This window comes from Streptomyces sp. NPDC031474 (assembly GCF_055581185.1).
Window position 1 is genome coordinate 71896 of the sequence record NZ_JBVIJX010000023.1, and the last position, 11026, is coordinate 82921.

The window sequence follows — 11026 nt, forward strand, 5'->3', positions numbered from 1 at the left end:
TTTCCCCCTGCTTCCCGTCCACCGATCGGTGGACGGGAAGTTCAACCGGGTACCTCTGTCCGGCAACTGCCCTGGTCAACCAGGCTTTTGGGCATGAACTCACTCACTGTGCGCATGGCGCGTTCCAGCGCGCGGCACCCCTGGCGGGCGATCGTCGGCTGGCTGGTGTTCGTGGCGCTGTGTCTGGCGGTCGGCAGTGCCGTCGGGATGAACAGCGCGAGGACGGCCGACTACCGGGTCGGCGAGGCCGGGCGGGCCGAGGCCATGGCGGCCGAGGGGAAACTGGAACGCAGGTCCACCGAGCAGGTGCTGGTGTCGGCGCGGTCCGGGACCCTCGACGCGTCCGCCGCCCGGGCGGCCGTCCGCGAGCTCACCGCCCGGATGGAGCGGCTGCCCGAGGTCGCCGAGGTCGCCGCGCCGGTCCGGTCCGCCGACGGACGGATCCTCATGGTCGAGGTGGCCCTGAAGGGCGAGGAGCGGGACGCCAAGGACAAGGTCGACGCGCTCACCGCGCAGACCGGGGCCGTCCAGCGGGCCCACCCGGAACTGCTGCTCCAGGAGACCGGAAGTCCCTCCATCAGCAAGGGAGTCGACGAGCAGCGCGGGGACGATCTCGCGCTCTCGGAGAAGATCACCCTGCCGGTCACGCTGCTGACCCTGCTGGTCGTGTTCGGCTCGCTCACCATGGCCGCCGTGCCGCTGCTGCTCGCGCTGTCCTCGATCGCGGCGGCCGTCGGACTGTCGATGGCGGCCTCGCACCTCTCCCCCGACACCGGCGTCGGCACCAACGTCATCCTGATGATCGGACTCGCCGTCGGCGTCGACTACACGCTCTTCTATCTGAAGCGGGAGCGTGAGGAACGGGCCCGCAGCGGGGGGCGGTTGAGCTCGCAGGCGCTGGTGGAGCTGGCGGCGGCCACCTCGGGCCGGGCGGTGGTGGTGTCCGGGTTCGCGGTCGTCGCCTCGACGGCCACGCTGTATCTGGCCTCCGACGTGATCTTCTCCTCACTGGCCACCGGCACCGTCGTGGTCGTCCTGGTCGCGATGGCCAGCTCCCTGACGGCGCTGCCCGCGCTGCTGACCGTGCTGGGACGGCGCGCCGAGCGCAGGGCGGCACGCCGGGCCGAGCGGGGCAAGCCCGCCCGCCGCACCCGCGACGAGAGTGGCGGCCGGGTCTGGACGGCTCTGCTGCGTCCCGCCGCCCGGCATCCGCTCGCCACCCTCTGCGTCTCCGTCCTCGCCCTGCTCGCGCTCGTCGTCCCGCTGGCCGGTCTGCACATCACCGAGATGAGCCGGGACACCCACTCCCGCGAGATCCCCGCGATGCGGGTGTACGACCGGCTCAACGCGGCGTTCCCGGAGCACCGGGTCACCCACCAGGTCGTCGTACGCGCCGAGGCCGCGCAGGCCGGGGCGGTCGGCGACGCCCTGCGGCAGCTGGCCGGGCGTGCGCAAGCCGACCCCCTGTTCACCGGCGCCCACGAGCTGCGCACCTCCGCCGACCACCGGATCAGCACCCTGGAACTGCACGTGCCCCACCTGGGCGACTCCGACCAGGCCTACGACTCCCTGGACCATCTGCGCGACGACTATCTGCCCGCCACCGTCGGCCGGATCAGCGGCGCGGAGTACGGCGTGAGCGGTGACGTCGCCCGGTACACCGACTATCCGGCGCACCAGAACGGCAAACTCCCGCTCGTTCTCGGGGCGTTGCTGCTGGTGACCTTCCTGATGACGCTGTACGCGTTCCGTTCCGTCGCCCTCGGTCTGATCGGCGTCGCCCTGAACCTGCTGTCGGCGGCGGCCGCGCTCGGGCTGCTGGTGCTCGTGTTCCAGCACACCTGGGCCGAGGGGCTGCTGGACTTCCACTCCACCGGCTCGATCGGTTCGCGGGTGCCGCTGTTCCTGTTCGTGATCCTCTTCGGCCTGTCCATGGACTACCAGGTGTTCGTGGTGAGCCGGATCAGGGAGGCCGTGCTGGCCGGGACCCCGACCCGGCAGGCCGTCCTCGACGGGGTCCGCCGGTCGGCGAGCGTGGTGACCAGTGCTGCGGTCGTGATGACGACCGTGTTCGTGAGCTTCGTCTTCCTGCACATCATCGAGATGAAACAGATCGGGTTCGTGCTCGCGGCGGCCGTCCTGCTGGACGCCTTCGTCGTGCGCATCCTGATCCTGCCGTCGGTGATGCTGCTGCTGGGCGAGCGCAGCTGGTGGCCGTCGCGGCCGCCGGCCCGCCAGGCGGCCGCTCCGCAGGCCCAACTGCCCCCCGACCGGCCCGTGGTCGACGTACGTTGATCGGTATGACCGCTCTCGCCGGGCCCTCCGCCGACGCCTTCTGGGCCATCTCGCTGCGCCGTTGGAACATGATCTGCTGGGTGCTGTTCGCCGCGATGGCCGCGGGGATCGTCTCGCAGGGCCGGCCCGGCGAAGCCAGGTACGAGGCGCTGGCGCTGCTGGCGTGCGTGGTGCTGAGCTACGCGCTCCTGGACCGCTTCCCGGGCAACCCCGTCGTCCGGCCGCACGGGTACCTCATGGTGCTGGTGCTCGCGCTCGGCGGGCTGGCGTATCTGCACAGCAGTTACGCGGCGCTGTTCATGGTGACGCTGCCGCACTACTGGATGTTCGGGCGGACCCCGCGGATCTCCATGGGGTTCCTCGGACTCGCCACCGCCTCGACGCTGCTGGGGAGTTGGCTGGAGCAGGGCTGGACGGCGCAGTTCCTCGGCGAGACGGCCGTGTCCACCCTGATCGTCGTCGCGGTGGGGGTGCTGATCGGGCTGTGGGCGCACTCGGTGGTCGAGCAGAGCACCGAACGCGCCCGGCTGATCGAGGAGTTGGAGCAGACACAGGCCCAGTTGTCCGAGGCGCACCAGCGGCAGGGCGCGGCGGACGAGCGGGAGCGGCTGGCGCGGGAGATCCACGACACCCTCGCACAGGGCTTCGCGTCGATCGTGGTGCTCGCGGAGGCGGCCCGGGCCCAGATCACGGCCGATCCGGCGCGCAGCGCCCAGCAGTTACGGTCGATCGAGTCGACCGCCCGCGAGAACCTCGCGGAGGCACGGGAGCTGGTCGGCTCGGGCGGGCAGCCGGGCGCGGCGGCGGGTTCCGTCGCCGTGACCCTGCGGCGGATCCTGGACCGTTTCGCCGAGGACACCGGGCTGACCGTGGACGCCGAGCTGGCCGACCTCGACTGCGACCAGCAGACCCGGATCGCGCTGCTGCGCTGCACCCAGGAGTCCCTGGCCAATGTACGCAAGCACGCCCGGGCCTCCACGGTCGGCGTGGTGCTGGCCCGGCGGCCGTACGGGGTGGAGCTGGAGATCACCGACGACGGCGCCGGGTTCGCGGTGGAGGAGTCGCGGGGCTTCGGGCTGGACGGGATGCGCAAGCGGACGGCGGAACTGGGCGGGCGGCTGACGGTGACCAGTTCGGTCGGGGACGGGACGCGGGTCCTGGCGATGATCCCGGCGACGATCGCGCAGGAGACATCGCAGGAGACATCTCAGGAGGGATCGGCATGAGGGAGGCGGCGACGCTGAAGGTGGTCGTGGTCGACGACCACACCGTGATGCGGGCCGGGGTGATCGCCCTGCTGGCCGGCGAGGACGGCATCGAGATCGTCGGCGAGGCGGGCGACGGCCGGGCGGCCCTCGACCTCGTCGAGCGGCACGACCCGGACGTGGCCCTCGTCGACCTGCGGATGCCGGTCCTCGACGGGGTCACGACGACGACCGAGATCGTCGCCCGGCACCCCCGCACCCGGGTGCTGATCCTGACGACGTACGACACGGATGCGGACATCGAGCGCGGGGTGGAGGCCGGCGCCATCGGCTACCTGCTGAAGGACACCACGCGCGAGCAGCTCGTCGACGCGATCCGGGCGGCGGCGCGCGGTGAGACGGTGCTCGCGCCCCGGGTGGCGGAGAAGCTGGTCGCCCGGATGCGGCGCCCGGTGCAGGAGGCGCTGACCGCCCGGGAGACCGACGTCCTCGGCGCCGTCGCCGACGGGCTGACCAACGCCGAGATCGGCCGGCGCCTCGTCATCTCCGAGGCCACCGTCAAGACCCACCTGCTGCGTCTGTTCGCCAAGCTGGACGTGAACGACCGGACCCGGGCGGTGGTGGTGGCCATGGAGCGGGGACTGCTGCGCCGGCCGTGAGACGGCCCCGCCACTCGGGTCACAGGTTGCTGAAGTCGGGGCCCTTGGTGCGGGTGCGCTTGATCTCGTAGAAGCCGGGGACCGAGGCGACCGCGAGGGTGCCGTCCCAGAGGCGGGCGGCCTCCTCGCCCTTGGGGGCGGGGGTGACGACGGGGCCGAAGAAGGCTATCTGCTCGCCGTCGGCGCCGGGCACGGCGATGACCGGGGTGCCGACGTCCTGGCCGACCTTGTCGATGCCCTCCTTGTGCGAGGCGCGCAGCTCGGCGTCGAACTCGAAGTCCTTCTGGTCGAAGTACTCGATCAGGTCGGCGGGCAGGCCGACGTCCGCCAGGGCGCCTTCGACGGCCTCGCGCGCCGGGCCCTGGCCCTCGTTGTGGATACGGGTGCCGAGCGCGGTGTACAGGGGGCCGAGGATGTCGGAGCCGTGCTTCTGCCAGGCCGCGGTGACCACCCGGATCGGCTGCCAGGCCTTGGTCTCCAGCAGCTCGCGGTACTCCTCGGGCAGCTCGTCGATCTTCGGCTCGTTGAGGACGGCGAGGCTCATGATGTGCCAGCGCACCTCGATGTCACGGACCTTCTCCACTTCCAGAACCCACCGGGAGGTCATCCAGGCCCAGGGGCACAGCGGGTCGAACCAGAAGTCGACGGGGGTCTTCTCGGACATGTCTCTCCTCAAGAGATCCGCATGGAGCAGGGCTTCTCACGAACAACACCGCCGTCGGTGCCGCGCATTCCCTGCTGCCCGAGGTCAGGAGCGCGTGGCAGGATCGCTCCTGTCCTGAGCCTTGAGGCCGCTAACGAGGGAGTACCGCCCGTGCCCGGTGAGAACCTGTCCCGCGACGAGGCCCGGGAGCGGGCCGCCCTGCTGTCCGTCGACGGGTACGACGTGTCCCTCGACGTGCGTTCGGCGATCGCCGACGGGAACGGCGAGCCGGGCACGTTCCGGTCGGTCACCACGATCCGCTTCCGCTGCAACGAGCCCGGCGCGTCGAGTTTCGCGGACCTGATCGCGCCGAGTGTGACGTCCGTCTCCCTCAACGGCCGTGATCTCGACCCCGGCGAGGTCTTCGACGGCGTCCGGATCCTCCTGGAGGACCTGGCCGCGGAGAACGAGCTGGTCGTCGACGCGCAGTGCGCCTACTCCCGCACCGGCGAGGGCCTGCACCGCTTCGTCGACCCGGAGGACGGCGAGGTGTACCTGTACACGCAGTACGAGCCGGCCGACGCCCGCCGGGTCTTCGCGAACTTCGAGCAGCCCGACCTCAAGGCCCCGTTCCGGTTCGAGGTGCGCGCGCCGCAGGAGTGGACGGTGTGGAGCAACGGCGTCGGCGAGCGCGCGGACGGGGTGTGGCGGTTCGCGGAGACGAGGCCGATCTCGACGTACATCACCTGTGTCGTGGCCGGCCCCTACCACTATGTGACGGACTCCTACAGCCGTGACCTCGCGGACGGTACGACCCTGGAGATCCCCCTCGGGGCGATGTGCCGCAAGGGTCTGGCGCCGTACTTCGAGGCCGAGGACGTGTTCCTGGTCACGAGGCAGGGCCTGGACTTCTTCCACGACCACTTCGACTACCCGTACCCCTTCGGGAAGTACGACCAGGCGTTCGTCCCCGAGTACAACCTCGGCGCGATGGAGAACCCGGGGCTGGTGACCTTCCGGGAGGAGTACATCTTCCGGGGGAAGGTGACGCGGGCGTCGTACGAGGCGCGGGCGAACGTCATCCTGCACGAGATGGCCCACATGTGGTTCGGCGACCTGGTCACCATGGAGTGGTGGGACGACCTGTGGCTGAAGGAGTCCTTCGCGGACTTCATGGGCGCGTTCGCCCTCGTCGGCGCGACCCGCTTCAGCGACGGCTGGATCACCTTCGCCAACCGCCGCAAGGCCTGGGCCTACCGCGCCGACCAGCTCCCCTCCACCCACCCCGTCACCGCCGACATCCGCGACCTCCAGGACGCCAAGCTCAACTTCGACGGCATCACCTACGCCAAGGGTGCGTCCGTCCTGAAGCAGCTGGTGGCGTACGTCGGGCAGGACGCGTTCCTGGAAGGCGCCCGCCGCTACTTCAAGCGGCACGCGTACGGCAACACACGCCTCGGCGACCTCCTGTCGGTGCTCGGCGAGACCAGCGGCCGGGACATGGGCGCCTGGGCGCGGTCCTGGCTGCAGACGGCGGGCGTGAACGCGCTGACCCCGCAGGTGCTGCTGGACCCGGAGGGCCGGGTGAGCGAGCTGGCGGTGGTCCAGGAGGCGGCGGAGTCGCACCCGGAGCTGCGCCCGCACCGGGTGGCGATCGGCCTGTACCGCCTCCAGGAGGGCGCTCTGGTGCGGTACGCGCGCGCCGAGACGGACGTCGACGGGCCGCGTACGGTCGTGTCGGAGCTGGTGGGCGCGGCGGCCCCGGAGCTGGTGCTGGTCAACGACGACGACCTGACGTACTGCAAGATCCGGTTCGACGCGACCTCGCTGGCCACGCTGCGGGAGCACCTGGGCTCGATGACCGACCCGCTGGCCCGCGCCCTGTGCTGGTCGGCGCTGTGGAACCTGACCCGGGACGCGCTGCTGCCCGCGCAGGACTTCATCGACCTGGTGCTGCGGTTCGCGGGGCGCGAGTCCGACATCGGGGTGCTGCAGATGCTGCACGCGTGGGCGGACTCGGCGCTGGTGCACTACGCGGCGCCGGACTGGCGGCCGCGCGGCGGGGCGCTGCTCTCCGAGGGCGCCGAGCGCGAGCTGTACGCCGCCGAGCCGGGCAGCGAGCACCAGTTGGCCTGGGCGCGTTTCTACGCGCAGACGGCGCAGGACCCGGGTGGCTTCGAGCTGCTCCAGGGCCTGTTGGACGGCGCGGCCGCCATCGAGGGGCTGGACGTCGACCAGGAGCTGCGCTGGGTGTTCCTGGAGCCGTTGGTCGCGCACGGGTTCGCCGACGAGAAGGCGCTGACGGCCGAACTGGCCCGCGACGACACGGCGTCCGGCAAGCGGCACCAGGTGCGCTGCCTCGCCGCCCGTCCCTCGGCGGCGGTCAAGGCGCAGGCCTGGGCCCAGCTGGTGGAGTCGGACGCGCTGTCCAACGCGCTGGTGGAGGCGACGATCGCGGGGTTCGCCCAGCCCTCGCAGCGGGAGCTGCTCGCGCCGTACGCGCAGAAGTACTTCGCTTCGATCGGGCGCATCTGGTCGGAGCGCTCGATCCAGATCGCGATGAACGTCGTCAAGGGCCTGTTCCCGTCGCTGCAGGACTCCCCCGCGACGCTGGAGGCGGCGGACGCGTGGCTGGCGGCGCACGAGTCGGCGGCCCCGGCGCTGCGGCGGCTGGTGCTGGAGGCGCAGGACGATCTGGCGCGGTCGCTGCGGGCGCAGGCGTGTGCGGCGGAGGCCGGCGCGCAGGCGGAGCCCGGGGCCGGGACCCAGGCCGGCTGAATCGTTGGCCATGAATTCCGCTGACGGTCACCGTTACGGAATTCAGTCAATCGGAACCGTAACCCCTGGCCCGCCCATTCGGGACCAGGGGTTTTCGGTGCCTACTCGGCATCCGAACACCCGTCCTTTAGGGTGAGCTTGTCCGGGTTTGTCGACGGGCGTGTAACAGCGGTTAAGACGCCGCCCGGGCGCGGAATCCCCGTTGCATGAACCCCAACACCCCGCTCCCCCACGTTCCCTCGGCGTCCCCCCGCCCCGTCCGCCATCTGTCGGACGTCCACCGTCGCGTCACGACGGCGGCCCAGCTCCGCGCGCAGGGCGTCTCGCAGGCCGAGGCCAACGAGCAGTGCCGCCCCGGCGGCCCCTGGCAGCAGCTCCTCCCCGGCGTGTACCTGCTCCACCCGGGCCCGCCGACCAGCGAGGAGCGGCTGCACGCGGTGCTGATGTACGCGGGCCGCGAGGCGTCGGCGCCCGCGGTGCCGGCCCAGCCGGGCGCCGGGGAACCGCACCGGACGGTGTACCAGGAGGCGATGATCACGGGTCTGGCCGCCCTGAACCTGCACGGCCTGTCGGCGGCCCCGCCGCTGCTGTCCCTGGAGCACATCGACGTCCTGGTCCCGCGCCGGCGCCGACTGCGCTCGGCGGGCTGCGCGCACGTCATCCGCACGGCGGCCCTGCCGGCGTCCGAGCCGGCCACGGGCGTCCCGGTGGCGCCGGTGCCGCGCGCGCTGGCCGACGCGGTGGCAGAGCTGACGGACGCGGGGGTGGTACGCCGGCTGCTGTCGGAGGCGGTGCGCGGCGGCCACTGCGAACCGGCTTCGGTGGTACGGGAGTTGAACGACGCGAAGCTGCTGAGCCGGCCCCACGTGGTGGACGCGGTGGACTCGCTGCTCGCCGAGGGCCGCGCGATCGCGGAGGCCCGCCTCTACACGATGGTGCGCGAGTACGGCCTCCCCGACCCGGTGTGGAACGTCGACCTCCGGCTGCCCGGCGGCCCCCACCTGGGCGGCCTGGACGCGTACTGGCCGGAGCAGGCGGTGGCGGTGGAGCTGGACACGCGGGCGCCGCGCCAGGACGAGGACGCCCTGTGGTCGGAGTACGCGCGCAAGCGCGAGCACCTGGAGCGCCTGGGCATCACGGTCGTGTACATCACGCCGAAGAAGCTGAGGCACTCGATGGAGCAGCAGGCGGCGGTGGTCCGTACGGCCCTGATGGCCTCGAACGACCGGGACCCCGCCGCGTACGTCGTGGTACTGCCGCGGTAGTCCCGACGGCGCCGGACCGGGGCGGCGCCGTCGACCGGCTCGCGCGGGCTCAGCCGTAGTTCGTGTTGTTCGGGCTGTTCGTGCTGTTCGTGTTGTTCGGGCTGTCCTCCGGGGAGGTGAGGCTGAGGGGGGCTCCCGCGTAGACGCGGTCGATCAGGGCCGCGTAGGACGCGATCATTCTCGTCCGGCTGAAGCGCTCGCGGCTCGCGGTGAGGGCCGGGGTGTAGGCGGCACGGTTCGCCACCGCCTCCGTCCAGGCCGCCGCGACGGCGTCCGGGGCCGGCGGGGTCACGAGGCCGTGGCCCGCGACGATCGCCGCGCTGTCGCCGACGTCCGTGGCCACCGGGACGGCCCCGCACATCATGCCCTCGATGAGGCACAGCGGGGCCGCCTCGCCCCAGGCGGAGGTGAGCGCGACGACGTCGGCGGCCGCGTAGACCGCCTCCATGTCCTGGCGTACGCCGAGCCGGTGCAGCCGCCCGTGGTCCTCGTCGCCGAACGCCGTCGCGATGTCCGCGTCCAGGCCCGGGTTGGCCGCCGTCATGCCGGCCCCGCACATCAGGACGTGTCCGTCCGGCACGGCGGCCAGCCACGCCCTGGCCGCGGCCAGGAACAGGGGGACGTTCTTCATGCCGTCGTAGCGGGCCGCGAAGACGACGACCGGGGCGGCGGCCGGGATGTCCAGGGCGGTCCGGACCGCGAGGCGTCGGGCCGCGTCCGGGCGGAAGCGGATCAGGTCGACGCCGTTCGGGATCACGTGGAGCAGGGCGGACGGGACGCCGGCCGCCTCGTACGCGGCCCGGGTCGACTCCGCGCAGCACACGGCGGCCGCGACGGTGCCGTCGGCGATCGCGGCCTTGAGGTCGTCGAGGGCGCGACCCTGGTTCTCGGGGTCGGAGCGGTGCAGACAGACCACGACCGGGCGGCGCGGCAGGCCCGCCTGGCGCAGGAGGGCGAGGGGCTGCTCCTTGAGGGAGAGGATGACGTCCGCGTCGGCCGTCGCCCGAGCGGTATCGGCCAGCTCGGGACCGGTGAAGACGGCCGGATCCAGACCCGCCGTTCCGAATGTACGTCCGAGGGATGTCACTCCCACGTCGGCCGCCGTCAGCCTGCGGTAGCAGGCGTCGTCCTCCATCCGCTGACGGGTGGCCTCGCGGTGCACCTCGCCGTGGACACTCAGCACCCGGTGGTGCTGGCCGCCCTCACGCAGTCCCAGCACCACATCGCTGTGCACGATCCGGGCCCCTCCGGAGAAGAACCCCTCGTACACCGAGAGCACCCGCAGTCCGTTTCCCCTGCGCACACGATCACCCGCCTCGCACCGATATCCAGCCATCCCCGTGAAGTGCGGGTTAGCCGATATGAGGCGGTACGGACATTTCGTACGGATGAACACGGCGTCACATGTCCGCGCATGCTGTGTGACGCGCAGGTCACCCGTCGACCGGTCGCGGCCGCGACCGTCACACCTGCGGCGGCAGGGACACCCGTCCGTCCACCGGGCGCTCGCGCCACAGCGTGAGCGCCACGTCGACCAGGCGCACCCGGGTGAGGTCCGCGACCGCGTCCAGGTCGTGCCAGGCGGCGAGGTCGGTGGAGCCGTTCACCTCGTAGCGCAGTTCGCCGCCGACGATCCGGCCCTCATAGACGATGCGCAGACCGTGGTGGTCCCGGGGGCCGCGCAGACCCTCGCGGCGCAGGACGCGGCGGGAGGAGTCGACGCCGAGGAGGCCGGTCACCTCGACGCGGTAGCCGGTCTCCTCGTCCAGTTCGCGCACGACGGTGTCGAGGGGGTCCTCACCGTGCTCCATGCCGCCGCCGGGCAGCACCCACTCGGGAGTGCCGTCGGGGGCCGGTGAGCGGGCGAGCAGAACCCGGCCGTCGCGGACGCAGACGGCGTAGGCCGCCACCCTCAACTTCTTGCGCATACAGGGACGTTAGCCGTTCGAAGCGGGGCAGGAGAGGCAAATGTCCCGCACATCCCGCCCACACGCTTCACGAAGACTCCCCACAGGTGACTCGTAGAGGGTTTTCCCCATACATCCATATCGATTCGGTCAACTCTCCCCAAACACCTGTCCCTTGGGTAAAGCTTTGCGGTCATCCGGGACCGTGTTCCGGACGGCCGTGATCAGGCAGGAACGTCCTGGTCGTGTGCTGCTCGTTCCTTTACCTACAAGG

8 protein-coding genes are annotated in these 11026 nt (G+C 71.7%); 5 read left to right on the top strand and 3 right to left on the bottom strand.

The window, feature by feature from the left end:
* The first annotated feature begins 93 nt into the window (after positions 1–93).
* Genes ACZ5SK_RS39305 through ACZ5SK_RS39315 form a run of 3 tightly spaced genes read left to right on the top strand, consistent with a single transcriptional unit; the run spans position 94 to position 4159 of the window.
* On the top strand, positions 94–2295 hold the full coding sequence (locus ACZ5SK_RS39305; protein WP_361700544.1) for an MMPL family transporter: 2202 nt from the start codon (positions 94–96) through the stop codon (positions 2293–2295).
* A gap of 5 nt (positions 2296–2300) precedes the next feature.
* The gene (locus ACZ5SK_RS39310; RefSeq protein WP_361700547.1) at positions 2301–3521 is read left to right on the top strand and encodes a sensor histidine kinase; all 1221 of its coding nucleotides are present in this window, start codon (positions 2301–2303) and stop codon (positions 3519–3521) included.
* Entirely contained in the window at positions 3518–4159 is a 642-nt protein-coding gene (locus ACZ5SK_RS39315) for a response regulator transcription factor (protein ID WP_334579843.1), read from the top strand. The genes ACZ5SK_RS39310 and ACZ5SK_RS39315 overlap by 4 nt, the downstream gene beginning before the upstream one ends.
* 19 nt (positions 4160–4178) lie before the next feature.
* Here the strand turns inward: ACZ5SK_RS39315 and ACZ5SK_RS39320 are convergent, their stop codons facing one another.
* Positions 4179–4823 (bottom strand): mycothiol-dependent nitroreductase Rv2466c family protein, encoded by a 645-nt coding sequence (locus ACZ5SK_RS39320; protein WP_334579842.1) that lies wholly within the window; start codon positions 4821–4823, stop codon positions 4179–4181.
* Positions 4824–4973: 150 nt separating this feature from the next.
* Between ACZ5SK_RS39320 and pepN the strand changes: the two genes are divergently transcribed.
* Both pepN and ACZ5SK_RS39330 read left to right on the top strand, forming a co-directional pair.
* A complete protein-coding gene (gene pepN, locus ACZ5SK_RS39325) occupies positions 4974–7580 on the top strand; it encodes an aminopeptidase N (protein WP_468577314.1) in 2607 nt (868 codons plus the stop codon).
* Between the two features lie 206 nt (positions 7581–7786).
* A complete protein-coding gene (locus ACZ5SK_RS39330) occupies positions 7787–8845 on the top strand; it encodes a hypothetical protein (RefSeq protein WP_334579840.1) in 1059 nt (352 codons plus the stop codon).
* 49 nt (positions 8846–8894) lie between these two features.
* Here the strand turns inward: ACZ5SK_RS39330 and ACZ5SK_RS39335 are convergent, their stop codons facing one another.
* Both ACZ5SK_RS39335 and ACZ5SK_RS39340 read right to left on the bottom strand, forming a co-directional pair.
* Positions 8895–10124, bottom strand: coding sequence for a glycosyltransferase (locus ACZ5SK_RS39335; protein WP_468577351.1), 1230 nt, complete (start codon positions 10122–10124; stop codon positions 8895–8897).
* 184 nt (positions 10125–10308) lie between these two features.
* Complete coding sequence (locus ACZ5SK_RS39340; RefSeq protein ID WP_334579839.1) at positions 10309–10773, bottom strand: NUDIX hydrolase; 465 nt, start codon at positions 10771–10773, stop codon at positions 10309–10311.
* Positions 10774–11026 lie beyond the last annotated feature (253 nt).

Excerpts from the sequence above, each read along its gene's own strand:
- ACZ5SK_RS39305 (WP_361700544.1), top strand. The coding sequence starts at position 94 with ATGAACTCACTCACTGTGCGCATGGCGCGTTCCAGCGCGCGGCACCCC.
- ACZ5SK_RS39310 (WP_361700547.1), top strand. The coding sequence starts at position 2,301 with ATGACCGCTCTCGCCGGGCCCTCCGCCGACGCCTTCTGGGCCATCTCG.
- ACZ5SK_RS39315 (WP_334579843.1), top strand. The coding sequence starts at position 3,518 with ATGAGGGAGGCGGCGACGCTGAAGGTGGTCGTGGTCGACGACCACACC.
- ACZ5SK_RS39320 (WP_334579842.1), bottom strand. The coding sequence starts at position 4,823 with ATGTCCGAGAAGACCCCCGTCGACTTCTGGTTCGACCCGCTGTGCCCC.
- ACZ5SK_RS39330 (WP_334579840.1), top strand. The coding sequence starts at position 7,787 with ATGAACCCCAACACCCCGCTCCCCCACGTTCCCTCGGCGTCCCCCCGC.
- ACZ5SK_RS39340 (WP_334579839.1), bottom strand. The coding sequence starts at position 10,773 with ATGCGCAAGAAGTTGAGGGTGGCGGCCTACGCCGTCTGCGTCCGCGAC.